Genomic DNA, 25,598 nt, shown 5'->3' with positions numbered 1-25,598 from the left:
CATGGGAGAGAACACGGCATTCCTCGCTGAAATTACAGCATTCGTCAATAAGGCCAAAGCGAATCAAGAAGCTGTGGTGCGCACGGTGGGTATTAAAATACTCAACCAGCTTGTAATGATGTCGCCCGTGGGTAACCCGGAGTTGTGGGAAATCAACAAGACGGCGGTTTCTTACAATCAGGCCGTATACGACCACAACGAGGACCAACGAGCGGATCCTGCCAACCTGACCAAAACCGGGCGACTGAAGAAAAAAGCCCGGGTGGTGGATGGGATGGATATCAAAGCACCGCCGGGGTATACGGGCGGACGCTTTCGCGGTAACTGGCAGGTATCGTTTGATGCTCCGACAGCTGATGAAACAGGGCGAATAGACAAGACCGGCGACCTGACAAAAGCAGCCGGGAACTACACGCTGTCACTGTTCAAAGTCGGGATGAAGGCCATTTATTTCTGCAACAACGTCCCGTATGCATACCCGCTTGAAATGGGGCATTCCACACAGGCACCGGGCGGAATGGTCCGTATAACCGCTGCTGAGTTTCAACGCTTCTTTGAGGAAGCTGTCAAGGAGGTGTCCAGGTGATTCCTGATATTGCATCTGCACTGGCCGCCAGACTGGGTATCTGGGCCGATGCCGAGGGCATTTCGGTTGCATGGGAGAACGTGCCGTTTACACCTCCTGCTAACGAAATGTACCTGGCCGTTCACGATATGCCTGTTACGCCGAGAACTATCGATCTCGGATTGCGCTGCCGGACTTATTCAGGCGTGTACCAGATTAATGTCGTGGCGCCAGCCGGCTCCGGCCGTACCTCCGTCGTTGCCCTGGCTGGCAGAGTAGCGGAATTATTCCCCGAGGGGCTGGAAATTGCAGGCAAAGATTTTACCTGCTGGATTGGCAGCGCGCCTGGCATATTCCGCGGGATCCCTACACCTGTGTCCTACTCCGTTCCTGTCAGCCTGAATTATAGGGCAGACATCACCAACTGATTCCCTCAGTGATGTCCCACAACTGACCGGCCTTGAGCCGGTTTTCCCGTTTCTGAAGGAGAAACCATTATGGGCTTTGCACTGCCTAACGGCGCTCATGTTTATCTGGCGTCGGGCTATGGCCCGGCCATTACTTTCACCGGCGCGACGAATGCTGAGCACGCGGTGATCACCGTCAGCGCCGCGGACGATATTGCGGTCGGCGATATCGTTCACGTGAACTGCAACTGGTCGGGTATTGATAACGTTATCGCGAAAATCGACGCGATTGCGGAGAATGCTGTCACTCTTCGCAACATCAATACCACCAACAAAAACAAATACGCGGCGGGTGGCGGTTCCGGCTCTATTCGCAAAATTGAAGAATGGACCGAACTGCCACAAATCACTGAGGTATCGAAATCCGGTGGTGATCAGAACACCACGCAGATTCAGTTCCTCAGCGATGATCGCCAGCGCAACCTGAATACCTATAAATCCGCTGTCTCTCAGACTTACTCGATTGCTCACGACTCAACTCTGCCGGTTTATCCGCTTCTGCGCCAGCTGGACGAAGACGAAGAGACTGTGGCGGCGTACATGTACGTACCGAAGGCGAAGGAGAACCGTTACTGGGCGGCCACGGCATCTTTTGACGACACGCCGGCCACGGCGGTGAACGAAGTCGAAACGGTAAGCGTCGTGCTGAACCTGCAATCGCCTGCAATGACCTTCTACAAGGTCGACTCGGGAAAAACTGAGACAGTAGCGGTAACCGGCGTCAGCCTGGATCGGCCAACCCTGAGCATTAAACAAGGGGCAACCGCCACGCTGATCGCTACTGTCGAACCATCTAACGCCACCAATAAAACGGTGATCTGGACATCTTCAGATGAATCGATCGCAACGGTTGATGCCTCTGGCAAGGTCAGTGGTATTGCGGAAGGCAATGCCACTGTAACAGGTACGACCGCCGATGGTGCGAAAACCGCGACCTGTGATGTCACCGTTACTGCTGCAAATTAATCCCGGCCCCACTCGGGGCCACAACTCTACGGGAAAAATATGGCTACCAAATTCACCCTCCAGCCCAAACCAACTTTTAAGGCCAACGTCTCGATCCCGCGCGCCGGCGATGAGGATGGCGTGCTGACCTTCACGTTTAATCATAAGCCACTCAAAGAGCTGGCTGACCTGGAAAAACTGGAAGGCAAAACCGCCACTGATTTTCTGATGGAAATTATTTCTGGCTGGGCGCTCCCCGATACATTCAACGCGGAAAATCTCTCGGTGCTGCTGGAAAACTATCCGGCTGCAATGAAGGCTATCCCTGAAACCTACTATCGCGAACTGATGGGGCAGCGCGAAAAAAACTGATAGCGGTTGCCTCGGCGTTCTATACGCCTGAGCCCACTGCGGAAGAGCTGGCACCATATGGGCTCACGCCGGATGATTACGACGATCAATACATCGATGTCTGGCCAGATGTCTGGCCTTCATTTCTGGTATTTCAGTCCGTCAGTACGCAGTGGCGCACGGGGATGGGCGGCGCAACAGGGCTTGATTACAACGTCCTTCCCTGGGAAATGCGTCTGCATAACGTACACGACGAGGTAACCGCATTTTCCGATCTCCAGATAATGGAGCGAACCGCGCTAAAAATTATGCATAAAGAGGGTGCTGGATGAGTAACGACATCGCTACTATTTCGCTGCGCGTAAATACCAGTGAACTGGAGCGCGGCAACCAGGCGCTGGATCGCTTTCAGGAGTCTGCGTCCGCCGCGGCAGGTAAAGCGGATGACCTGAACAGTACGTTCCGCACCGGGATCGACAACCAGAAAAAAAACAGCGAAAGCCTGAAACAGCAACGGCAGGAACTGCAAAACTTGCTGAATAAAATCAGCCCCGTTAACAAAGCGTTGGATGAACTCGATACCATTCAGGAGAGCCTGTCTAAGTTTCGCAGTAAAGGGCTGGTGGATGATGAAGATTTTACGCGTTACAAAAGCGTGCTTGAGTCAACCCGCGCGAAACTGGCGCAGGTCATGGAATCTGAAACAGCAGAGGGCCGTGCTCGCATTGAGCAGGCACAGGCAGCGCAACGGGCAGCTGCCGCAGGCAAAAATTTTATCGACTCACTCGAGGACCAGGTTGCAGCTATCGGAAAAACCCGTGCAGAGTTGCTTGAACTGAAAGCGGCCCAGCTCGGCGTTTCGGATCGCGCTGCTCCAATGATTGCCCGACTAAAAGAGCAGGAAGAGTCCTGGAAATCTGGAGCTATCAGTGCGGGGCAGTACCGTAATGCCATGCGTTACCTGCCAATGCAAATGACGGATATTGTGACTTCACTGGCCTCCGGTATGCCGGTTTATATGATCGCTATCCAGCAGGGTGGTCAGCTGCGTGATTCCTTTGGCGGAGTGGGTAACGCGCTAAAAGCTATGTTATCCATGGCCACCCCGGCGCGTGTAGCGATTGGTGGTCTGGCTGGTGCAGTTCTCCTTGCCGCGAAGGCAGGAGCTGATTACTTCACTGCCTATGACGAAATCAATAAAGCTGTCATCCGCACTGGAAACATTGCCGGTACGTCAGCGCTACAGATTATGGCATCCTCCCAGTCAATCTCTGCTTCAACCGGGGCTACGGTGGGCATTGTCCAGAGTCTGATGACAGAGTTGGTTGGTATCGGCTCAATGACTCAGCAACAGCTTGAGAAAGCTACCAAAGCGACGGCGCTGGCAGTTGAAACTGGCATTGTTTCGGCTCAGGACATTACCAAGGCTTATAAGGATATTGAAAAGGATCCGGTTAAGGCTCTTCAGAACCTTAATGAGCAATTCAACTTTCTCACCGTTTCACAGCTTAAGCACATTGACGAGTTAGTTAAGCAGAAAGACCAGACCGCTGCCGTTACTCAAGCTATGGATTTGTTTGGCGACACGATGGCAGAGCGCGGAGAGCAGGCTTACGACTCGCTGACACCATTTGGCCGCCTGTGGCTTGATATCAAGGGATGGGCGTCTGAGGCTATGCAGAGCATCGGTCAGTTGGTTGCTGAACTGGCATCGAACACGCTAAAGGAATTTAACGCAATTTATTACAGCGTCGCGATAGTTTTTCAGAAGCTGAACCATATTATTTCTTCTTCTATCGCGGCTGCGATTAATCTCGTTCCTGACTGGGCGAAAACTGATACTTTGCAGGGATGGCAGGCCTATAACGAACAAATGGCCGCCGCTTATGGTAACAGCGTATCTCAGTTGGAAAAGGACTGGGACGCAGCTGACATTAGCGCAGGCAAGTACCTCGATACATCCCGCAAGATAAGCGCCGCGACCACTCAGAAGGATCGCGAAGCAGTCGCTTCGTTTGGCAAAAAAACGAAAACAGGAAAACAGGGCTCTGTATCTGCTGGCGACCGCAGTACTAACGCTGCTCAGGCCGAATTGCTGGCGCTTCAGGCGCAGTTGCGAGCGCTTCAGCAGCATAAAGGGCTGAACGACACTATCAGCAAGCAGCGCAAAGATCTGTGGACCACTGAGGCGAAATTTCAGGTGCTGGAAGAGGCCTCGCGTTCACGTTCACTGACGAAGCAGGAACAATCCCTGCTGGCGAGTAAAGACCAGGTGCTTCAGTTGGCACGGCAGAAAGCCCTGTTAGGTGATCAGATTACCGCACAGGACCAGCTGAACAAGCGAATGGATACCTCTCAGAAATATGTCACGCAGATGGCTGAGAAACAGGCTGCATTAGTGAAAGGTGCCGGGATGAGTGACCGTCAGGCACAACGTGAACTGGCAAAGAGCCAGCTCTCTTCTGGCTGGATCAACTCCGGCGCTAAGCTTGACGACGAGAGTTATCAAAAGCAGCTTAAAGCGGCGAATGATTACTATGATGCCGAGGACCGGTTACGTGGCGACTGGCTGACTGGCGCGAAAAAGGGCTGGGCTGAATTTGAGGACAGCGCGACCAATGTTTACTCGCAGGTGCAGACTATTACCAGCAATGCGTTCACCGGGATGGCCAGCACGCTAACCGACTTTTTTACTACAGGTAAATCTAACTTCTCAGATTTCCTGTCTACCTTCCTGAAGGGCACCGCCCAAATGCTTACGCAGTTGGCATTGGTCAACGGAATGAAGTCTGCGTTTGGTGGAACCTCATTTGGTTCATTTTTCGGATTTTCTGATGGTGGCGCAGTCCCTGAGTTTGATACTGGCGGCTATACGGGGGATGGAGGTAAGTATCAGCCAAAAGGCGTGGTCCATGGTGGCGAATTCGTATTCACCAAGGAGGCAACCAGTGCGCTGGGTGTTGGCAATCTGTATGCGCTTATGCGTGGAGCTCAGGGGTATGCAAACGGCGGCTATGTTGGCCATGCCCCGATGTATGGGCTGCAATCTTCGGCAATTGGCGGTGTAACCGTTCAAACGTCCGTGGTCGTTCATAATCAGAACACTCAGCAGCAGGCATCTGGTAACAACGACGCCATTTCTCGGGCTTACAAACAGACTATCGATCAGTCTGTTCGTGCTGGAATTGCTAAGGAGTTGCAACCCGGAAGGTTGATATGGAACGCTATGAAAAGCCGTTGAAAAATTGATAGCAGTCCCTTGTTTGAGCCTGCTATCACATGATTAATCATTTACGAGGCAGATACTTATGGGTTGTATATGTGCCACCCTTGTGTGAGGAGCCTTTCCCGTTTGTATAATGACCACGAGAACCTTTTGCATAAGTGATCGAAGGCGCCACAAGGATTAAAGAAAGAACGGCAACTAGTAGTGTTTTCATAAGAACTCGCTGTGTAGTGAAGTAGTGTAAAAGCCATTCAAATATACGTAATGAATAGGCAGTTGGAGAAAAATTCTTTATACCACTAATTAAACTCAACCCGCTTCGGCGGGTTTTTTTATGCCCGGAGAAAGCATGGCAATCGAAACATTCACCTGGCGAACCCAGATACAGGCGGGAATGGAGGGAACGTTTAGCCATAAAACCCGCTCTGCAACCTTTGGCGACGGCTATGAGCAGATTGCCGGGGAAGGCATCAACCCTGAAAAGCAGTCATGGCCTGTAACCCTAACGGGCAAAAAAACGGACATGCTTCGGGCCCTAAAATTCTTTCGTTCTCACGTCACAAAGGCATTTATCTGGACATCTCCAGTTGGCGAAACTGGGCTCTACCGGATTGAGGCCGAATCAATCAAGTCACAGCCCTTATCCAGCAAAGTCATGACCATTTCTGCAACATTTAAACAGGCTTATGCACCATGATCACAGCCGACTATCAAAGCCTTGAGCCCGGCAACAAAGTCCGTCTTATCGAAGTTGATGGTTCTACTTTCGGCGTGGATGATGTACTGCGATTCCACGCGTACAACCTCCCGCACACAGAAGAAGAAATCGCAGCCGCTGGTGGCGATGAATCAAAGCTGAAGGCGAGAAGTATCTGGTGGCAGGGGGAAGAATATGCCGCCTGGCCGTATCAAATTGAAGGGCTTGAAGCCTCCACAGACGGCAACAGCGCCCAGCCAATGCTCACGGTCGCAGATATCGATAGCAAGATTACAGCGCTGTGCCTGGCTTATGACGATATGCTTCAGGCGAAAGTCACTATCCATGACACTTTTTCACATTATCTCGATGCGAAGAACTTCCCAGCAGGTAACGCAACAGCTGATCCGCAACAGGTCAGAAAACGAGTTTTTTACATCGATGGCAAAAGCAGCGAAATTCCGGGCGAAAGTATCGAATTCGTACTCGATAGCCCGATGTCGTTGCAGGGTAAGATGATCCCCACGCGCCAGCTTCATTCCCTGTGCACCTGGTGCATGCGCAATAAGTACCGCACCGGCGACGGCTGCGACTATGCCGGTACCCGCTATTTCGATAAAAACAACAACCCGGTGAGCGATCCGTCGCTGGATGAATGCCCCGGCACGCTTACGGCCTGTAAGCTCCGGCATGGAGACGGCAACGAACTGCCGTTCGGTGGATTCCCGGGCACGTCGTTGATTAGGAGTTGATATGCGCCAGAAAACCATTGATGCGATTATGGCGCACGCTGCCGCTGAATATCCTCGTGAGTGCTGTGGTGTGGTGGCGCAAAAAAGTCGTGTTGAACGTTATTTCCCGTGCCGGAACCTTGCCGCGGCACCGGAGGAAAATTTTGTCCTCTGCCCGGAAGATTACGCAGTTGCTGAGGACTGGGGTACGGTGATCGCCATCGTTCACAGCCACCCTGACGCCACTACGCAGCCGAGCGAACTGGATAAAGCGCAATGCGACTCAACGCTTTTACCCTGGCATATCGTGAGCTGGCCAGAGGGGGATTTACGCACCATTCAGCCGCGCGGAGAGCTGCCGCTGCTGGAGCGTCCTTTTGTGCTTGGTCACTTTGACTGCTGGGGGCTGGTAATGAGCTATTTCCGGCAAACGCATGGTATCGAACTCCACGATTACCGGGTTGATTATCCCTGGTGGGAAAACGACTATCCGGACAACTTCTATCAGGATTGCTGGTACGAGTGCGGATTTCGTGAATTCGACGGGCCGCCGAAACCTGGCGATATGGTGATCATGCAGGTTCAGGCTGATAAGTGGAATCATGCGGGGATTCTGCTGGAAGGTAACATGCTACTGCATCACCTTTATGGGCATCTGAGCCAACGCGTTCCTTATGGCGGTTATTGGCTTGAGCGCACAATGAAAATATTGCGGTTTAAAGACTGTTTCTGATAACCGCCTGTGACAGTTTTTTATGGGGGAAAAATGGCTGCATTACTCAATGTTGAGCCTGTCCGCACAATTCGATTGTAAGGCGTGCTAGGTGCCACCTTCGGGCGTGAATATCGTTTATCAGTAGCTTCACCAAAAGAGGCCATCCGTGCCCTGAGCGTTATCGTGCCGGGTTTTGAGCGTTACCTTAATACCAGCAAACAACGGGGTTTAACTTATGCTGTATTCAGCGGGAAACGAAACCTCGTAAACGATGAACTCAGTATGGACAGGAGCACAGAGGAAATCCGTATCGCGCCGGTGATCATCGGCAGTAAGCGGGCCGGGATTTTTCAGACAATCCTCGGGGTTGCCCTTGTCGCCGTTGCTGCATTCGTCACGGGAGGGGCCGCGATCGGGATTGGTGGGACTGCTTTTGCTGGTGGATGGGGAGCTGTGGCGGGGATTGGGGCATCAATGGCGATCGGCGGCGTAGTCCAGATGCTTTCTCCCCAGACTACCGGGCTAGCCAGCAAGCAATCAGCAGATAACCGCGCCAGCTATGCATTTGGTGGCGTGACGAACACAACCTCTCAGGGAAACCCTGTCCCCATTCTCTATGGTAAACGGCGAATCGGCGGCGCTGTTGCCTCTGCCGGGATTTACGTAGAAGACCAGCAATAACAAATATTTGTCAATCAGGCCACCTTCGGGTGGTTTTTTTATGGGCGCGATATGGCTAAAACAATTACCGGACGTAAAGGCGGCAGTTCGAGTTCCCGCACCCCTGTCGAGCAGCCCGATGATCTCCAGTCCGTTGCGAAAGCGAAAATCCTGATGGTTCTCGGTGAAGGGGAGTTTGCTGGTGGGCTGACCGCGAGGGATATCTATCTTGACGGCACACCTTTACAAAACGCTGATGGTTCCGAGAACTTCAGCGGTGTCGTGTGGGAGTTTCGCCCAGGGACACAGGCTCAGGATTACATTCAGGGGATACCTGGCACAGAAAATGAAATCAGCGTCGGTACCGAAGTATCCAGCGAAACAGCCTGGACGCATACCTTCACCAATACGCAGCTTTCAGCGGTTCGCCTGCGCCTGAAGTGGCCATCTCTTTTCAAACAGCAAGATAACGGGGATTTGGTAGGGTATTCCATCAACTATGTGGTGGAGCTTCAGACGGACGGTGGTAGCTGGCAAAAGGTCCTTGATACTAATGTGACCGGGAAAACCACATCCGGTTATGAACGCAGCCATCGCATCGATTTACCGAAAGCTGGCAGCACCTGGACCATCAGACTGCGCAAAATTACCGCTGACGCAAACAGTGCCAAAATTGGCGACACGATGACGCTCCAAAGTTATACAGAGGTCATCGATGCCAAACTGCGCTATCCAAACACAGCTCTGTTGTACATCGAGTTTGATTCCAGCCAGTTCAATGGCTCTATTCCCCAAATTGCCTGTGAACCACGTGGTCGTGTCATCCGCGTACCGGATACTTACGATCCGGAAACAAGAACTTATAGCGGTACGTGGCTTGGGATATTCAAATGGGCCTGGACAGATAACCCTGCGTGGATATTCTACGACCTGGTGGTTAGCGACCGTTTCGGGCTTGGGGATCGTCTCACAACAGCGAACATAGACAAATGGACACTTTACCAGGTTGCACAGTATTGCGATCAGATGGTGCCGGATGGCAAAGGCGGAAGTGGCACCGAACCACGTTATACCTGCAACGTCTACATTCAGGAACGCAACGACGCTTATACGGTCCTGCGTGATTTTGCTGCTATCTTCCGCGGGATGACCTACTGGGGCGACGACCAGATTGTTGCGCTGGCGGACATGCCGAGGGATGTTGATTTTACATACACGCATGCGAACGTTATCGATGGCCGGTTTACCTATTCCAGCAGCACCACAAAGAACCGTTATACCAATGCGCTCGTATCCTGGTCTGATCCTGATAACGCCTATTCTGATGCGATGGAACCTGTTTTTGAACAGGCGCTGGTTTCGCGTTATGGTTTTAATCAACTTGAGATAACAGCTATTGGTTGTACCCGGCAATCGGAGGCGAACCGAAAGGGGCGATGGGGGATCCTCACCAATAACAAAGATCGCGTTGTTACTTTCAATGTAGGGGAAGACGGTAACATTCCACAGCCTGGCTATGTAATTGCTGTAGCCGACCGAAATCTTTCCGGACGTGACCTTGGCGGCCGTGTTTCTGCGGTGAATGGTCGTGTTTTGACGCTGGACAGGGCACCGGATGCATCTTCGGGCGACAGGATGATTGTCAATCTGCCATCAGGGGTTTCGCAGTCACGCACCATCCAGTCGATAAGGGGCAATAAAGTAACCGTCACGACTGCTTACAGCGAAACGCCTGTGGCTGAGGCCGTATGGGTCATTGAGTCTGATGAGCTCTACGCACAGCAGTATCGCGTTATTACGGTAACTGATAATAATGACGGCACGTTCACAATCGTCGGTGCAAATCACGATCCGGATAAATTCGATCGCATTGATACGGGAGCCATCATTGACCAGCGGCCGGTGAGCGTGATCCCGCCGGGCAACCAGTCGCCGCCTGCGAACATCGTGATCAGCTCGTTTTCTGTGGTACAGCAAAATATCAGCGTCGAAACGATGCGCGTGAGCTGGGACCAAGCGCAGAATGCTATCGCCTATGAAGCGCAATGGCGCCGCAATGATGGGAACTGGGTTAACGTGCCGCGCAGCTCCACCACTTCATTCGACGTCCCCGGGATTTATGCCGGGCGCTACCTGGTGCGCGTACGCGCAATCAATGCCGCAGAAATCTCGTCCGGATGGGGCTATTCAGAAGAGAAAACGCTGACGGGGAAAGTGGGCAATCCGCCGAAACCGGTCGGCTTCATCGCTTCTGATAATGTGGTTTTCGGTATCGAGCTGAGCTGGGGATTCCCGGCGAACACCGACGACACGCTGAAGACGGAAATTCAGTACAGCCTGACCGGGACGGAAGACGATGCGATGCTGCTGGCAGACGTACCCTATCCGCAGCGCAAGTATCAGCAGATGGGCCTTAAGGCAGGGCAGACTTTCTGGTACCGGGCGCAGCTGGTAGATCGTAGCGGAAACGAATCAGGGTATACAGACTTTGTGCGCGGGCAGGCCAGCATCGATGTATCCGATATCACCGATGCAATCCTGGAGGACATGAAAGGTTCCGATACGTTCAAAGACCTGATCGAGAACGCGGTAGACAGCAATGAAAAAATTGCTGGCATGGCTGACGACATCAAACAGGCCAACGACGAACTGGAGCAACAGGCGCAGAAAATTGCCCAAAATGCCCGGGATATCGGGAAGGTTCAGACCAGCGTTACAAACCTGTCGAGCAAGGTCGGAGATGTGTCTTCTTCTTTGAGCGAGCTTGAGCAGACAGTGGCAACGGCTGATACCGCGCTGGGCCAGCGTATCGACAGCATAAGCGTGTCTGTGGACGGTATGACGGGAGGAGTGAAGAACTCCGCCATCGCGATTATTCAGGGCAACCTGGCTCAGGTGGCGGCGCGCAAAACACTGTCTGCGTCGGTCGCCGGTAACAGCGCGCAGCTGGACCACATTGATGAGGTGATCGTCAACGAGAAGGAGGCAACGGCGCGTTCGCTGCTGAGTTTGCAGACTGACGTGAACGGCAACAAGGCATCCATCAACAGCCTTAACCAGACGTTCTCGGATTACCAGCAGGCTATGGCCACGCAGGTAAACAGCATCACGGCAACCGTCAATGGGCACACATCAGCGATCACCACCAACGCGCAGGCCATTGCGAACGTCAACGGAGACCTGAAGGCGATGTACAGCATCAAGGTCGGGATGTCCAGCAATGGTCAGTATTACGCGGCAGGGATGGGGATCGGCGTGGAGAATACGTCGTCCGGCATGCAGTCGCAGGTCATCTTCCTGGCTGACCGCTTCGCAGTCACCACAGCTGCCGGTAACAGCGTAGCTTTGCCGTTCGTGATCCAGAACGGGCAGACATTCATCCGGGCCAGCTTCATTCAGGACGGCACCATCGAGAACGCCAAGATTGGGAACTACATCCAGTCCAATAATTATGTGGCTGGTTCTGCTGGGTGGAAGCTTGATAAAGGGGGAACGTTCGAAATCAACGGCGTGGCCGGGGGCGGGAGAATGCTGATATCCAGCACTCTCATTCGTATCTACGACAGCAATAACGTGCTACGTGTCAGAATGGGGTTATGGTAATGCCACAGGGCTTGCAATGTTGGGACGGCGATGGTCGAATTGCCGTTGATTTAAGTGATTATGCAATCCGTTATATTGGAAGCACCTCTGTAACATTCTCTGCCGGGGAAACGTCTAAAAATGTTTCCTTTGCAGGGGTTACACAGGATGGAACATTCATATCGAACATATCGACTGGTGCGCTTGCGAATGAATACTACTGCCGCGCTTATAATGGAGGCTTCACAGTGCTTTATTTACCAGGTGGACGTAGCCCAGCAAATACTCTGAATGTGGAGGTTTATAATTTCCAATGAGCGGTTTCGAAATCTATAACAGTGCCGGAAAGCTCCTCGTGGACTCGCAAAACAGGTCCACGATATTTCGCGATCAACGTACGCTTGGTGCAGTGGAGAATAAGGGTTATTACCTCATAGATAGTCCATTTGGCAATGGCAGCACTTTAGGAGATCTTCCACAGGCATTTCGTAAGGACGGTACATTAAGATGGTTAAAGCTTAACGCAAATAAATATGGGTTACTCGGCGCCGATTTGATTGAAGAGAATGCCGGAAGCATGATCCGAACTGCACGTAATATAGGTATGGAGAGTGGCTATCTGGATGTGTTCGATAGTTCGGGAAATCTGATTTGGAGTGCAGCTTCAGCATCAAAAATGCCACGAGTCGTTGGGTTTTATGATGTGCCGGCAAACTATGACTTACAGAACAATACCTTCTCAGTAAGTCTCAGCTACACCCCATGGATTTTGTTAAACAACTGTCCAGGAAATCTCAGCGATGACGGTACTGTAGTGGGTTATTCAGGATTGATGCTCAAATGGACTGGCTCACAGTTGCAGGGCAGATATATCGCGCAGAACCAGCGTAACTGGAGCCAGACATTACAGAGTCGGGGTTTAAGAATTCCCCTCGCTCAATTTGTAGGTATTTGATTCAGGTGGTACGCGAGGATATTGCGTAGAAATCATACTTTGCCTTACACCTTTCTTTGAATTAAATCTGTAGACCACGTCGAGTTTATCAGTCTTTTTATAGCAAATATTACTAAGCCGCTTATGAACATGGCGGCTAAAAATTCCATTACTACTATCGGAAAGAACAACCATTTCTCGCATGGCACAGTCGATATTCACATGAATATCTCCACCAAGCGATAAACGTGCTGCTTCCACCGGATAATCCATTTTGAATTTGTAGTCTGTGTGTTTATCAGCGCATCCAACCAGAAGCAAAAAAGCGACGGCAAATAAAAGTTTCATTTCAACAATCCTGTTTATACGGGAATCCCCATTTTATTAGAGTCTAAAAAATAGTCAGATTGATATAAGCGATCAATTTTACAGAATTGATCACTTTAAACGATCGTTATTATCGTGAGGCACTTCATGCTTTATAACACTGGCACCATCGCAGTTAACGGAAACACCGCAACCGGCACTGGCACGAACTGGACGGCACCGGCCAGCCAGATTCGGGTTGGCCAGACGTTGTTTGTTCTTTCCAACCCGGTACAGATGTTTCAGATCACCGCCATCAACAGTGCGACATCACTGACGGTTACGCCTGCCGCGTCTCCGGCGTTGAGCGGCCAGAAGTACGGCATTCTTGTTACTGATAGTCTCTCGGTCGACGGCCTGGCGCAGAGCATGTCTCAGCTCATCAACGAGTATGACGAGAACATCGGCGCGTGGGAGACGTTCGTCACCACCTCAGCAAACCAGAACATCACCGTTACCATCAACGGGACACGTGTAACTATTCCGGCGATCGGTAAACTGGCCCAGAAAGGAAGTAATGGAGCAGTCCCAATTAGCCAGGGTGGGACCGGGGCAACGAATGCCGCTGACGTTCGCACAAACCTCGGTTTAGGAAATAGTGCTTTATTGGATGCACAAAGTTCTTGGGGTGATGCCGCTCAAAGGAAAGTTCTAACTGTGGGTGCCTTCGGCCTGGGCCGTGAAATTACCGAATCAGTTTCACTTAATACAATGAGTGAATCCTACCCCTCATCGTTTATATGGTCAGTTGAGGATGCCAGTTATATGGGCGTACCAGGCAGCCAGAGCATCACATCAATCGTGATTGCTCGGGGAGGTCGACCAACTCGCATACATCAAATCTACACACTAGGGCGGACTTTCTTCAGCTATCGCACACCTACAGGGTGGCTTTATCAGGAAGCATACACGACAGGGAATACTACAAAGGCCAGCGATGGCACCCTGAAAGCAGCTTCTCCGGTTGCTCGTATCAGTGCAAGCGCAGATACCTGCCTGCGCTCAGATATTGCTGAGGATGGTTTTTCATGGTGCGGCTGCGGTACGGCGAATGCAGAGGCTGAAGGAATCGAAATTTCCCGGCTCGATGTTGGTGTTTATGTGCTAACTGGTTCGGCTGGCCTGGCGTCTGAGGGATGGCAGTTACTGCCGCCAATGGACCCTGGCGGCATGGGGGAGCTGGGAGTTGTAGAAGCTGAGCAAACCGAAAGCGGCGGACTGGCTATCCGCCTGTTCAAACGGAAATACATGCTGAGCGATAACGGGGAGATCGTCAAAACGAAAGGGGAACCGATGGACGTGCCGGTGAACAGCTGGATCGATGTTCGCCTTGATATGCCGGCAGATTCACTGTTTATGCAGCGGATGAATCAGGGACTTCAACCATAGCCGCGTGCAGATTCGATATGCTGTTTTGAGGCATCTCTACACGAACGCTGACGTACTGATCGGCGGGGATGTCGGCCGGGTCTCCATCCGCGTAACCTTCCAGTGAGTTCCTCGCAAATGCCGGTGCTGTCGGGTATTCCCGGTGAAATGTTTTTACCAGTACTGACCCGTCGGCACTAACCTCATAGTCCAGCCAGATTAGGGCCTGCCTATTGCGGTCTTTAGGTATATCGAATCCGCCGTCAATCCCTCCCCAGGCCGCATCAGAGTTCAGACCCATGCAGCCCTCGATCAGATACTCACCGGTTTTTATCCGAGTTACAGTGCAACCTTCTGATTCTTCATTCGTTTCAAACGAACCATCTGCAAACAGCTTAACTACTGGAGAGGCTGCTTTAAGCGTTCCGTCGCTGGCACGGGTCGTGTTGGTGGTACCGTAAAGCATGTTAAAGGTTGAGGTTGCGGAGGTTCCTGAGGTGTTTCTTGCCAAGACCCCAACCACCCCTGTTCCGTAAGCAACGCTGATGATCGCGTGAGTATCTTCAGCTGCAAAATATAGCGATGCAGCATAAGCTGTTTGTGAGTTAACAGTTTTGTTGTTGCGAAAAACACGAGAACCTTTATCCATGAGGTTTGCCCATACCTCAGCAACTGTCTCTGCATTGAATGAAGCCCCTTTTCCACCAAAACCAAACGCGCCTACCTCCATTACATTTCCCACTGCCGTTCCGACGTTCTTTGTCGAGCTGCTTCCTAAACCGACGTTTTATAGATTGCCCTCTGGCAGCAGTGCCGATAACTTCACCTGATTTTTTTGCAGAAAATATTGGGTGAAAAGCATGCAAATTGGCTATGTAAGGGTGTCAACAAATGACCAAAACACGGATCTTCAGCGACAAGCTCTCGAACGCGCAGGATGTGAACAAGTTTTTTGAGGAAAAAATGAGCGGGACGGTAGCGAACCGGCCAGCGCTTAAAAAGCTTCTGCGAACGCTGAATGAGGGCGATACGCTGGTGGTGTGGAAGCTGGATCGCCTCGGGCGAAGCATGCGAAACCTGGTACTGTTGGTGGACGAACTCCGGCAGCGCGGCATCCACTTCAAAAGCCTTACGGATAGCATCGACACTTCCAGCCCAATGGGGCGTTTCATATTCCACATTATGTCAGCACTGGCTGAAATGGAGAGGGAGTTAATCGTGGAACGCACCCGGGCAGGACTGGCGGCAGCCCGGGAGAAAGGGCGCATAGGCGGAAGACGGCCGAAGTTAACCCCTGAGCAATGGGCGCAGGCTGGCAGGCTGATTTCAAACGGCGTGGACAGAAAGCAGGTGGCAATTATCTATGATGTGGCCGTATGTACTTTGTATAAGAAATTCACAGCCCTCAAGGGAATCAGCGAAACGTAAATGATTATAGATCATCAGGATTATTAGATGTGCAGATCCCAACTTTAACCAGACAGAATATCATCAATGCCAGAACTATTACGACGATAGTAGAGATTATGAGCGTTATCATAAATGACCCTTATATGATTTTATTTTTTAGACTGTGTGAATCAAAAAAAATTCCAAACAGTTAAAAATATGTGACTTAAGTTAGGATGGTATTAAATGCCGTACTACATAGAATGTAATGAGTGCGGCGGCTGGCTATCCAGCATCAAACTAGCTTACTCAGGTTATTATGATCGGCTGGACAAAATTCATAATGAGCAATTACCCGAGGGATGAAAATATACATACAAAATTGAGAGTCCTTAAATATCAGCGAATTCGCAAAAGTCTGGCCATATCCTTGAAGCTACCTCACCATTTATTTCATTTTTTACCTTTGAGTCTGGGCACAAATGTAAGGGTTTTTTCTTCTGGTGATATCATCAAAAAAATGACCATAGGCGTATGCTCTAAATTTTTAATCCTACGAAGAATGCCATAAAGTCGCTGTTTTAACTTGGCTGCGCCGTCTTTTTCAGACTCCCAATCTAAAACCATTTGTTTTTCAATTCCGATGTAGGTGTTTTGAGGAAATCTCACTCCACTACCAGATTTTTCCAAATATTGACGACTACGTAAGAAATCTACAATCAAGGAGTTATCCATTTGATTGAAGGGCTTGCTTTCGAACATTAGCAACACCGTATAACTTATGATTTTCATAGAAATCTCATGGGTAGGTTCAGGCCATGTGAACGGTATGTTAGTTAAAATAGCGACAATGTGTATTGTTTAACATTAAAGAAATGTATCGTCTGCTATATAAAAAAAAGCCTACACCAGGTAGGCAATGCTGATGATTTCTAATTATTTTTATAATGCTTCTTGTTCAATATCTTCCGCGATGTTGGTAAAAAACACCGAAGCTTATAGATACTTTCGTGCCGCATCAAAAATTTCCTGAGAGGTTAGCTCTCGATCTGATGCAACATAGACAACTTCATTGTCCCCTGTTAAAGAGGGGAAACCGGCTGACATTATCTGAAGATTGATCTCTTCTCCACCAGGGTACTGTTCGAGTATTGATGTTACGCCTTTAAGCACAGTGACAACCTTACTTGGTTTACCATTAAAGAAAATGATTACTTTTTTCATATATCACCATGTATCCAAACGAATTTAGCGGTCGTGGCTGTTCGGTAAGTGTTGCTTTTTTCTATGTATTGTTTGTTTTTCGAAATTAAAACAAGCAATATCCTGCCTTAGCGTGTACTGTAGTAGCCCATTTGAACTGGAGAAGCCTGTGTCTGCACGTAAAAACAATCAATTCCGCCGAAATTATTTAGTCAAATGCCCTTGTCCAAACTGCTCAAAAGATTCGGAGCATAGTTACAATCGTGTACAAAAGGGATCTCAATTAGTATGCCCTTACTGTAATGCTTTGTTCAAAGCCCCTGAACGTTACTAAAAAACTCATACAATAAATAAGATGTGATGCTTTTGGAGGCTGCCTAACCTCTTACGCACTTTAATATTTTATAAGCAGTTAGCTTCTGCTTTGAGACTATTCATGCAGCAGTCCTGCATTTCATCACATCGGTCAGCAAACTTGACGGTGCTGAAATATGCTGGCCTGTTGTAATGATATTCGCAAACGATAAATGACTCTTCTTGTTTTTTAATTCGTATAAGCTTAAACGGCCATTGAGGGGGTTATTTATCGCAGAGCGTAACATTTGCAGCTGTCGGACCTTTAGTACCGGCAATGATAATAAATTTCACTTTTTGTCCTTCAAAAAGAGTTTTGAATGTCTCTCCCTGTAGTGAAGAAGAGTGAACAAGGATATCTTTACTTCCATCGAGTGGGGAGATAAAACCAAAACCTTTATCTTCGTTAAACCACTTAACAAGACCTATCATTTTTGAAGACATAAAAACTCCCCTTGAACACTTAAGAAATTACAACTTCATGAAAAGAAACGCATAATGGCATACGTATGGACTCAAGAGGAGGGATATCAGAGATAGCACCTGGTTATGAGGATTGCTTAGAAAAAGTCAGATTCACATTGCATCGAACTAACCAGATCATTAAGGCACGCGTTAAACTATTTAGCAAGTTTTATTTTAGCCATCTGGGAGGCTATGAAAATTAGATTAGCTAATCCAAATTTTTCCTGTATAGTAAAATTGGATTTCACAAAAGGAAAATATTTGACTCTTAAAATGACAGGCGTTGTCAAAAGTTTTGACTGCAAGAGTGAAAAGGGGTTCATTATACCATCGGATGGGCGTAAAGATGTTTCTTACACATCTCTGCATTAAACAATAGCGAAAACCAAACGTTAAGTCCTGGTGTTCGTGTTGAGTTCTACCGTATAAATGGACTCAGTGGTCCAATGGCGGCAAACATATTTCTTTCTTAAAAATACGCTATTGTGAGACTAGCTAAAAGGTGCAGGTCTAACTGATATTAGATTTGATTGTTATATGCTCTATCAAATTCCTCCCTTGGTTTTTTACATTTCCAACTGTACGCGTTACCGCATGCCAGTTGAACTTATCGGCGGGCACTGCACCGTCTGAAGCTATCTCTAACGCTTTATTCCCTCCAACGTCCAGCCGCATCCACTCTCTTGCAGCTTCTGGCGACAGAACCAGCGGCCGCCGATCGTGTATATCGACCAGGCCATTATCTGCTTCCGATGTCACAATGAGAAAACCTTCTGCATCATCGCCGCGCTCAAACGGTGTGCTGCCGATCGCCGCCATAAAAATCGGTTGACCGTCGGCACGGTGTATGAAGTAGGGCTGTTTCTTATCACCTTCCTTTTTCCATTCGAACCATCCATCCGCGAAGCAGATCGCCCGGCCGTGCTGCCACAGCGGTTTAAACATTCGGCTGGAAGCCGCCGTTTCGATGCGCGCGTTGATCAGAGGCGTTTTATCCCACCATCCTGGCGCGTAACCCCAGAGCACCGGATCGAGATGTAGTTTTTCGTCGCGTTCGCTCATCAGCAGTACTTTGGTACCGGGCGCGACGTTGTAACGTCCAATACGTTCCGGGTCATAAGCGATGTCATGATCGGCTTCATCGGCCAGGTAAGCCAGATATTCTTCACGGGTTTGGGCTTGTGCAAAACGTCCACACATAGAAACCTCCAGTCAGTCAGACTGAAAGTATAGGGCAGGGAGAAAAAGTAGCGTGCGCTGGTTAATGGTGAAGTCTTACAAGCGGAATCGTGGCGATTATGCTGATCAGGTAGAGATGCGTGAAGCGGTGTGTTGCGAAACTGGAAGGAGCTACGCAAGAGAGGGGGATTTTGGGGGCAGATTTGGGGGCATTTTGAAAGAAGGGACATCGATAGGGGCACAAAAAAGACCGTGCACGTCCGTAGATGTCCGTTAAGCGTTTTTAGCTAACTCATTGAAATATATTTATTTATCAGGATTTCAAAGAGTTGCGAACTTTCTGCACACTAAAACTGTACAAACAGCTTTTTCATTAAATATCACCGATACGCAACGTTAGCGTTTCTGTTTATCATCATTAACGCTATCAAAGCAGGGTTTACAGCGCCTGACAACATTCATTACGGCGGAGCAGCGCATAATACCTGACGCGGGTTTTCTGGAACGAAAGAGGTGTGCACAAGAAAGGGCCCCAACTCATTAAGATTTCTTATTGAATCAGAGCATTGCAGGTATAGGTTACTTGTTAGCCATATTAATGATTACGCCGTAATCCTATTATTAACGGATTAGTGGTAAAGCCGTGCGGGCATTTTCGCGCGTTACAATGCACTGAATACGAACAGGTTTTTGTTTCGCTTTCTTTATTAAACGGGCACGCCATTTTATTTTTTATCTCTTCCCATAGCGCTTCCCGGTAGGGTGACACGTTATAAAGTGATATCTGGCTAAATTCTCCATTAATAAACACGCCGTTTTTCGTAGGGTGAATTCTGTCTCCCGGCACTAAATATATATCGCTTTCGTACCAGATAATTAATCTGATCAGTTTAAGGCCAACGATGCAGGAGTAAACAATGCCTGTATTAGGACAGATCACAGAACTTAAAACGCGCCATGCCATTATGCTTCCCTCAGATTAGGATGATAAGCCTGTAATTTTATTTAGCACGAGATTTCTAGTTAATCAATGTCGTAACTTATTGATATTGATCGTTATTTTATTTGGGTATAGATTATTTCCTTTCATTTCAATGATATAATCCTCACGGAGGTGAGGGTTTTTTTTATGATTTTTTCTCACGGAAAGACAGTGTCGGTTAAATTTTGATCGAGAAAAGGATTTAACATTTCGATGTAATCTTAAGGAATTGTCCGAACGTTTCATTGCCATTACCATGGAAAAACACATCGTAATGGCAATGCGCAAAATAATTAAATGGCGTCTCCGGGACGTTTCACTTTGGCTATCAGCTTTTCGGTAATCAACAGGCCTTCCGCGATACCCTCATCAATGACGGAAATACCGTATTCGTCGATCAGTTCAAGGAGCGCTTCATAGGTCTGGATCAGTTCCAGAAGATTAAAGAGGGCTTTTTGGTCGTGCCGGGTAGGCAGCATTTGGCTGGCTGTGGTTTGATGAACAATCCATTCAAGGTTGGTTTTAATGTTCTCTACATCATCGTAGCTATACATATTTCATAGGCTTAAATCCTCATATCAAGATTTTTTTGGAGAAGTACGGCTTGCAACGTCACTGTCAGAAGCGTGTCACTGCTTAGAAGCTCTGAAGGTTAAGAAGAACTGGGGCAAGCGGCAGAAGCGGTTCCTGGTTTATGTCGCTGCTGCTGGCATGTGCCCTTAAGAAGAAGGAGAAGTGCATACGTACAATTATGCAACATCTTGCTGTAATAGCAAGAAAAGTCTTATGCGCCGGGCACCATCAGGTTTCCCAGGCGTGCGGTGCAAACAGGTAGCCTTTGTTGCGCACGGTTTTAATGCGGTAGGGCTCAGTAGCGCTATCCAGCAGTTTCTTACGCAGACGTGAAATCGCCACGTCAACGCTGCGATCCATCCCGTCGTAACTGACGCCGCGCAAATTTTTCAGCAATGCGTCCCGGTCCATAATTTGCCCGGCATGGGTTGCCAGCTCCCACAGCAGGTCAAAATCTGCGGTTGAGAGCGCAATCAGCTCACCGGAAAGCATAACCTGGCGGTTCACCGGATCGATAGAAAGCGTGCCGAACCGCATCGCTTTATGCGGCGTTAAAGAAGGCGCAGGCGCTTCCCGTTCAGCGCTGGCGCGCTGGCGCAGATGCAGGCGTAAGCGGGCAAGCAGGACCGCCGGGGGCGTGGTTTTTAGGATGTAGTCATTAGCGCCCATCTCAAGCGACAGAATATGATTCATATCGCTGTCCAGAGAGGTCAGCAGCACGATCGGGCCGTCCCACTTCGCGCGCAGGTCCCGGCAGAGCGTCATGCCATCTTTCCCGGGCAGCATGATATCCAGCAGCACCAGATCCGGTTTTTCGCGGGTGACGACGTCCTCAGCGCGATCGCCACGAGGCTCGACAACCACTTCCATATCATGTTTACCCAGATAAGCGGCGATCAATTGCCCCACTTCGGGTTCATCTTCAACATAAACAATCTTATTCATACAACGTCTGTCATCACGAAAAACGTCAACATACACCGCGCAACCTTAACCTTCCATTAATCTTTCTAAATTAGCTGGAGTTCCGTTATGCTGCGTAGCATTGTTATTTGATTGTAAAGGAAAAAGCATGGGGCTGGTGATAAAAGCCGCGCTGGGTGCACTGGTGGTGTTACTGATTGGGGTGTTGGCTAAAACGAAGAACTATTATATTGCTGGGCTGATTCCGCTGTTCCCGACCTTTGCGTTAATCGCACACTATATCGTGGCCTCCGAGCGAGGTATTGAGGCGCTGCGCGCCACGATCGTCTTTGGGATGTGGTCAATCATCCCGTATTTTATCTATCTGCTGTCGCTGTGGTACTTCACCGGGTTTCTGCGTCTGCCCGTGGCGCTGGGCGGGGCGGTGGTCTGCTGGAGCCTCAGCGCCTGGGTGCTCATATTCTTCTGGAGCCGCTTTCACTAGCGCAGCGGACGGCCACCGTCCACAGCAAACGTTCGGCCCGTGACGTAGCAGCTGGTCAGCAGATAATCGATCAGGTCGATCACTTCTTTCTCTCCGGGCGCGATTTTCATCAGCGACTTGTTGAGCGCCTGCTGGCGATACTCGGCATCATCGCCCTCGTTGAACAAAATCATTGCCGGGGCAATCGCGTTGACCTTCACCTCTGGCGCCAGCTTGCGCGCAAACGAGCGGGTCATATTATCCAGGGCGGCTTTGCTGGCCGCGTAGGCGATGTGTTTGTCGCTTCCTCGCTCCACCACGTAATCAGTGAAATGGATAATGTCGCCTGCGGCATGGCCGTGTCCGCGCAGCAGATCCTGTAGGGCATGGTTAAGCAGATAAGGCGCATTAACGTGGATCTGCATCATGCAGGCAAGCGTTTCGCTGAGCGAATGTCCAGCTTTTTCAGGAAGCCAGGTGCTGGCGTTATGAATAACCGCCCGCAGCCCGTGGGTGGTCGATTTTACGTTTTCCGCAAAGGCGAGGATGCCTTCATCCGTGGAGAAATCCGCCTGAATGCATACTGCTCCGGCATTACGAAGCCCTTCAATGGAGGGATACTCCGTTCGGTAACTGACGATAACCGGATGGCGAAGATTGAGAAAGTGATGGGCGAGGGCGAGGCCGATGCGACGGCCTGCGCCAGTGATCAATATTGGGCGTTGCTGCGAGAGTCCCATCGTAATCTCCTTTTCAGTTGAACAATGGGACAGGCGGCGCTATCCCACTAACATCCACGTTGCCGGTACGGCAGCGACTAACAGCAAACCTATCAACGCCATTTCGCGGCGTTTAAGGGCGTTATCAAGCTGATGCGTACGACGAGCGTAGATAAACACCAGCAGGCCCGGCGCGTAGAGCACCACGGACAGCAGCAGATGCATCGGGCCGGAAGCATACAACAACCATAGACCGTAAATACAGGCGCCGACGCCCACAGCATAGTGTGCCGGGCGGGTCGCAATTTTTAACAGATATGCACCCACTAAGAAATAGGGTACCAGAATCATCTCGGAGGCGATGGTCAGCAGGGTGTTATAGTCCGAACCTGTGAGCCAGATCAGCACCAGACAAACCTGCACGCTGATGTTGGTCAACCACAGCGAGGCCGATGGCGCGCTGTTTTTGTTCTGACGGGCAAAGAGGCGCGGGAACGCTTTATGCGTGGCGGCCAGGAACGGAACTTCCGCGGCCATAATGGTCCAGCTCAGGTATGCGCCGCAAACGGAGACGATTAAACCCGCCGCGATTATCACGTCACCCCAGGGACCCATCATCTTAACCATCAGCCCGGCCATGGACGGGTTACGCATTTCCGCCAGTTCAGGGCGGGCCACCACGCCAAGCGACAGCAGCGTCACCAGCAGATATACGCCCAGCGCCGCCAGGACGGCCAGCAGCGTAGCCCGTCCCACGTCGCGCTTGTTGCGCGCGCGGGCAGAGACCACGACGGCCCCTTCAACGCCGATGAACACCCAAAGAGTGATCAGCATGGTATTTTTTACCTGTTCCCAGACGGGGACGCCCAGCGCAATGCCGCTGAAATCGAGCGTAAACACATCGAGACGGAAGGCAAGGAAGGCCAGCACGACGAACAGGCCTAGCGGCACCAGCTTGGCCAGCGTCGCCACCAGGTTGATGCTGGCCGCGGTCTGGACACCGCGCAAAATCAGCCAGTGGACAATCCACAGCAGCACCGAGGCGCCGACGATGGATTGCCAGGTATTGCCGTCACCAAACAGGCGCAGCTCGGGCGTATCGGTAAAGAAACTGAGCGCCGAGAAGACGATAACCAGATAGGAGACGTTAGCGATCACCGCACACAGCCAGTAACCCCAGGCGGAGCAGAAGCCAATCAGCTCGCCGAAACCTTCACGGGCGTAAGTGAATATTCCGCCGTCCAGATCCGGGCGAATACGGGTCAGCAGCAGCATGGCGAATGCCAGCAGCAAAATCCCGACACCGGTAATGCCCCAGCCAATCAGTAATGCGGCAGGGCTGGCAACGGCCGCCATGTTCTGCGGCAAACTGAATACGCCCGCGCCCAGCATTGAGCTCAATACAAGTGCAGTTAAAGCACTCAGGCCAAGTTTCTTTTCCATTGGCTTCCTGTTATGAAAGGTCCAAACCCAGAATAATTATTTCGCTAAGGCGCATAAAAATGGTGGATCACACTAAGGCGCGGGATTTTACGGAGTGTGGCGGATGCATGCAATGACGTGGGGCAGAAATCAGAAAAAAAGTAACAAAAAAGGCGGCAGTGTGCCGCCTTTGTGAAACCGTTTTGTTACTTGTACAGATCGGCGCTGATGGTCAGGTTGTTACCACGTTCCTGCCACTGGCGGGTGATGTGGTAATATTTCGCGCCTTTCTTCGCGGCACGCTTCGCCACCTGATAGGAGATTTCCGTCATGTTGCCGTAGTTGCCCGTAAACTTGATGCTGTCGAACGGCACCATCTGCGCGGCGGTGGCTTTGTTCAGCTCTTCAATTTTCGTGCCGTCTGGCAACGTAACGGTATAACGGCCACCTTTCGTGGATTGGGTTTCAAAGAAACGGCCCACTTCAGCGCTTGGTGCAGCAGACGTTGCTACGCCGGGGATTTCAACTTTCTTCGCTTCTTCACCGCCTTTCGCTAACGCGGCGCGACCGGCGTCTGAATCCGCTGGAATCGCATCCGGGCTTTGCACCACGCGTTTTTTCGCATCTTGCTTATAGATGAAGGCGGTGATGCGCTGGTTTCCACCCTGGTTGGCATCTACCTGACGCACGATGTAGAACGCGTAAGCGCCTTTTTCTCGCGCGGCTTTGGTGATGGCATCGTTAACTTCAGGCTGGCTGCGATAGAAGCCCTGTACGGTAACGGTATCATACGGTTCCAGCTGAACGGCCTGATCTTTCGGCAGTTCAACAATGCCGTTAATCACGCGGTTTTTCTGTTCATCCGCTTTTGGTGCATTCTCTTTGTACAGCGCAACGGTCACGCGCTGGTTGCCGCTGTTGCCCTGATCGGACTGGTCCACAACGTAAAACGAGGCAGCGCCGTTTTTATCGGCGGCTTTTGATGCAGCGGCGACGGCATCGCCAATGGAGTTATAGCGACCCACAATGACCGTATGGTCAAAAGGTTTTAACGCTGCCGCTTGCTCCGGCGTTAACTCTGTCGCGGCATTCGCAGACAGGGCGGTCGCGGAAAGAAGTGCGGACGCCAGGAGTGTGTTCTTAAGCTTCATAAAAATAATCCTTCGCCTTGCGCAAACCATGTACTGGTGTTGTTGTTAATTTGAGACGGTCCCGATTATGGCATTTAACACCCGTCGCTGTCTGCGGCATTTTTCACAGCCTGTGCTCACCAAAGGTTCTGATTCGATAACATTTAGTGATATGTGGAAAAAACAGA

The 25,598-nt window shown here is 50.4% G+C and carries 28 protein-coding genes and 3 pseudogenes; 18 read left to right on the top strand and 13 right to left on the bottom strand.

All coding sequences use genetic code 11. The features are described from left to right. Position 1 precedes the first annotated feature (1 nt). The 13 genes from A3466_RS16760 (at position 2) to A3466_RS16705 (ending at position 12,894) form a co-directional block, all read left to right on the top strand. Positions 2-586 carry a hypothetical protein gene (locus A3466_RS16760; RefSeq protein WP_063451525.1) on the top strand — a complete coding sequence of 195 codons (585 nt, stop codon included), beginning with the start codon at positions 2-4 and terminating at the stop codon, positions 584-586. Next, the gene (locus A3466_RS16755) at positions 583-993 is read left to right on the top strand and encodes a DUF4128 domain-containing protein (RefSeq protein WP_063451524.1); all 411 of its coding nucleotides are present in this window, start codon (positions 583-585) and stop codon (positions 991-993) included. Before A3466_RS16760 ends, A3466_RS16755 begins: the two co-directional genes overlap by 4 nt. A gap of 69 nt (positions 994-1,062) precedes the next feature. Beyond that, positions 1,063-1,998 (top strand): phage tail tube protein, encoded by a 936-nt coding sequence (locus A3466_RS16750; RefSeq protein ID WP_047056312.1) that lies wholly within the window; start codon positions 1,063-1,065, stop codon positions 1,996-1,998. Positions 1,999-2,037: 39 nt separating this feature from the next. Next, positions 2,038-2,349, top strand: coding sequence for a phage tail assembly chaperone (locus A3466_RS16745; protein ID WP_038419624.1), 312 nt, complete (start codon positions 2,038-2,040; stop codon positions 2,347-2,349). Then, positions 2,346-2,660, top strand: a complete 315-nt coding sequence (locus tag A3466_RS16740) for a DUF1799 domain-containing protein (protein WP_082830949.1) — start codon at positions 2,346-2,348, stop codon at positions 2,658-2,660. The genes A3466_RS16745 and A3466_RS16740 overlap by 4 nt, the downstream gene beginning before the upstream one ends. Continuing rightward, positions 2,657-5,569, top strand: coding sequence for a phage tail tape measure protein (locus tag A3466_RS16735; protein ID WP_063451522.1), 2,913 nt, complete (start codon positions 2,657-2,659; stop codon positions 5,567-5,569). The genes A3466_RS16740 and A3466_RS16735 overlap by 4 nt, the downstream gene beginning before the upstream one ends. Before the next feature lie 334 nt (positions 5,570-5,903). Continuing rightward, complete coding sequence (locus tag A3466_RS16730; protein ID WP_017694307.1) at positions 5,904-6,251, top strand: phage tail protein; 348 nt, start codon at positions 5,904-5,906, stop codon at positions 6,249-6,251. Then, on the top strand, positions 6,248-7,003 hold the full coding sequence (locus A3466_RS16725) for a phage minor tail protein L (protein WP_063451521.1): 756 nt from the start codon (positions 6,248-6,250) through the stop codon (positions 7,001-7,003). The genes A3466_RS16730 and A3466_RS16725 overlap by 4 nt, the downstream gene beginning before the upstream one ends. A 1-nt stretch (position 7,004) precedes the next feature. Further along, entirely contained in the window at positions 7,005-7,715 is a 711-nt protein-coding gene (locus tag A3466_RS16720; RefSeq protein ID WP_063132094.1) for a C40 family peptidase, read from the top strand. 84 nt (positions 7,716-7,799) lie between these two features. Then, positions 7,800-8,378, top strand: a complete 579-nt coding sequence (locus A3466_RS16715) for a tail assembly protein (RefSeq protein ID WP_074161063.1) — start codon at positions 7,800-7,802, stop codon at positions 8,376-8,378. 51 nt (positions 8,379-8,429) lie between these two features. After that, a complete protein-coding gene (locus A3466_RS16710; RefSeq protein WP_063451520.1) occupies positions 8,430-11,960 on the top strand; it encodes a host specificity protein J in 3,531 nt (1,176 codons plus the stop codon). Next, a complete protein-coding gene (locus A3466_RS22540; protein WP_245167763.1) occupies positions 11,954-12,256 on the top strand; it encodes a hypothetical protein in 303 nt (100 codons plus the stop codon). Before A3466_RS16710 ends, A3466_RS22540 begins: the two co-directional genes overlap by 7 nt. Next, positions 12,253-12,894: a hypothetical protein gene (locus tag A3466_RS16705; protein WP_058676442.1), complete on the top strand. Its 642-nt coding sequence runs from the start codon at positions 12,253-12,255 to the stop codon at positions 12,892-12,894. Before A3466_RS22540 ends, A3466_RS16705 begins: the two co-directional genes overlap by 4 nt. On the opposite strand, the gene A3466_RS23445 is transcribed toward A3466_RS16705, so the two are convergent. Next, positions 12,859-13,221 carry a hypothetical protein gene (locus tag A3466_RS23445; RefSeq protein WP_165602759.1) on the bottom strand — a complete coding sequence of 121 codons (363 nt, stop codon included), beginning with the start codon at positions 13,219-13,221 and terminating at the stop codon, positions 12,859-12,861. The two genes, A3466_RS16705 and A3466_RS23445, sit on opposite strands and share 36 nt — an antisense overlap. A 126-nt stretch (positions 13,222-13,347) precedes the next feature. Here A3466_RS23445 and A3466_RS16700 point away from each other — a divergent pair, with 126 nt between their 5' ends. Beyond that, on the top strand, positions 13,348-14,628 hold the full coding sequence (locus tag A3466_RS16700; protein WP_063451519.1) for a hypothetical protein: 1,281 nt from the start codon (positions 13,348-13,350) through the stop codon (positions 14,626-14,628). Here A3466_RS16700 and A3466_RS23925 read toward each other — a convergent pair. Then, positions 14,594-15,061: pseudogene (locus A3466_RS23925) on the bottom strand (phage tail protein); the annotation flags it as partial. The gene A3466_RS16700 and the pseudogene A3466_RS23925 sit on opposite strands and share 35 nt — an antisense overlap. Positions 15,062-15,467: 406 nt before the next feature. On the opposite strand from A3466_RS23925, the pseudogene A3466_RS22890 reads away from it, so the two are divergent. After that, positions 15,468-16,035 (top strand): annotated as a pseudogene (locus A3466_RS22890) (recombinase family protein). Positions 16,036-16,039: 4 nt separating this feature from the next. Here A3466_RS22890 and A3466_RS23920 read toward each other — a convergent pair. From A3466_RS23920 to A3466_RS16680, 3 genes are all read right to left on the bottom strand, one after another. Continuing rightward, positions 16,040-16,147, bottom strand: coding sequence for a YnaM/YnfT family protein (locus A3466_RS23920; protein ID WP_350188533.1), 108 nt, complete (start codon positions 16,145-16,147; stop codon positions 16,040-16,042). A gap of 302 nt (positions 16,148-16,449) precedes the next feature. Beyond that, positions 16,450-16,788, bottom strand: a complete 339-nt coding sequence (locus tag A3466_RS16685) for a hypothetical protein (protein ID WP_063451517.1) — start codon at positions 16,786-16,788, stop codon at positions 16,450-16,452. Positions 16,789-16,992: 204 nt separating this feature from the next. After that, positions 16,993-17,220 (bottom strand): hypothetical protein, encoded by a 228-nt coding sequence (locus A3466_RS16680; RefSeq protein ID WP_063451516.1) that lies wholly within the window; start codon positions 17,218-17,220, stop codon positions 16,993-16,995. 112 nt (positions 17,221-17,332) lie between these two features. Between A3466_RS16680 and A3466_RS23730 the strand changes: the two genes are divergently transcribed. Continuing rightward, the gene (locus A3466_RS23730; protein ID WP_308464266.1) at positions 17,333-17,533 is read left to right on the top strand and encodes a YnfU family zinc-binding protein; all 201 of its coding nucleotides are present in this window, start codon (positions 17,333-17,335) and stop codon (positions 17,531-17,533) included. Between the two features lie 245 nt (positions 17,534-17,778). Here the strand turns inward: A3466_RS23730 and A3466_RS16675 are convergent, their stop codons facing one another. Then, on the bottom strand, positions 17,779-17,997 hold the full coding sequence (locus A3466_RS16675) for a cold shock domain-containing protein (RefSeq protein ID WP_063451515.1): 219 nt from the start codon (positions 17,995-17,997) through the stop codon (positions 17,779-17,781). 282 nt (positions 17,998-18,279) lie between these two features. On the opposite strand from A3466_RS16675, the pseudogene cspF reads away from it, so the two are divergent. Then, positions 18,280-18,491, top strand: a pseudogene (gene cspF, locus A3466_RS22525) (cold shock-like protein CspF). A gap of 37 nt (positions 18,492-18,528) precedes the next feature. On the opposite strand, the gene A3466_RS16670 reads toward cspF, so the two are convergent. The 4 genes from A3466_RS16670 to rstA form a co-directional block, all read right to left on the bottom strand. Next, positions 18,529-19,218 carry an SOS response-associated peptidase gene (locus A3466_RS16670; RefSeq protein ID WP_063451514.1) on the bottom strand — a complete coding sequence of 230 codons (690 nt, stop codon included), beginning with the start codon at positions 19,216-19,218 and terminating at the stop codon, positions 18,529-18,531. 574 nt (positions 19,219-19,792) lie between these two features. Next, positions 19,793-20,161, bottom strand: a complete 369-nt coding sequence (gene iraM, locus A3466_RS22520) for an anti-adapter protein IraM (protein ID WP_074161062.1) — start codon at positions 20,159-20,161, stop codon at positions 19,793-19,795. Between the two features lie 311 nt (positions 20,162-20,472). Beyond that, positions 20,473-20,733 carry a hypothetical protein gene (locus tag A3466_RS16665; RefSeq protein ID WP_063451513.1) on the bottom strand — a complete coding sequence of 87 codons (261 nt, stop codon included), beginning with the start codon at positions 20,731-20,733 and terminating at the stop codon, positions 20,473-20,475. Between the two features lie 247 nt (positions 20,734-20,980). Further along, positions 20,981-21,697 (bottom strand): two-component system response regulator RstA, encoded by a 717-nt coding sequence (rstA, locus tag A3466_RS16660; protein WP_063451512.1) that lies wholly within the window; start codon positions 21,695-21,697, stop codon positions 20,981-20,983. A gap of 127 nt (positions 21,698-21,824) precedes the next feature. Between rstA and A3466_RS16655 the strand changes: the two genes are divergently transcribed. Continuing rightward, the gene (locus tag A3466_RS16655; RefSeq protein WP_063451511.1) at positions 21,825-22,160 is read left to right on the top strand and encodes a GlpM family protein; all 336 of its coding nucleotides are present in this window, start codon (positions 21,825-21,827) and stop codon (positions 22,158-22,160) included. Here the strand turns inward: A3466_RS16655 and folM are convergent. From folM to ydgH, 3 genes are all read right to left on the bottom strand, one after another. Further along, complete coding sequence (gene folM, locus A3466_RS16650) at positions 22,157-22,879, bottom strand: dihydromonapterin reductase (RefSeq protein ID WP_063451510.1); 723 nt, start codon at positions 22,877-22,879, stop codon at positions 22,157-22,159. The two genes, A3466_RS16655 and folM, sit on opposite strands and share 4 nt — an antisense overlap. 39 nt (positions 22,880-22,918) lie before the next feature. Then, positions 22,919-24,301 (bottom strand): amino acid permease, encoded by a 1,383-nt coding sequence (locus tag A3466_RS16645; protein WP_063451509.1) that lies wholly within the window; start codon positions 24,299-24,301, stop codon positions 22,919-22,921. Positions 24,302-24,486: 185 nt separating this feature from the next. After that, positions 24,487-25,431 (bottom strand): DUF1471 family protein YdgH, encoded by a 945-nt coding sequence (gene ydgH, locus A3466_RS16640; RefSeq protein ID WP_063451508.1) that lies wholly within the window; start codon positions 25,429-25,431, stop codon positions 24,487-24,489. Between the last annotated feature and the right edge of the window lie 167 nt (positions 25,432-25,598).

Origin of the sequence: Enterobacter genomosp. S (genome assembly GCF_001631805.1) — a bacterium.
Taxonomy (GTDB): domain Bacteria; phylum Pseudomonadota; class Gammaproteobacteria; order Enterobacterales; family Enterobacteriaceae; genus Enterobacter; species Enterobacter quasihormaechei.
Note: the sequence above shows the minus strand (reverse complement) of the source record. Positions and strands in the feature narration are given on the sequence as shown.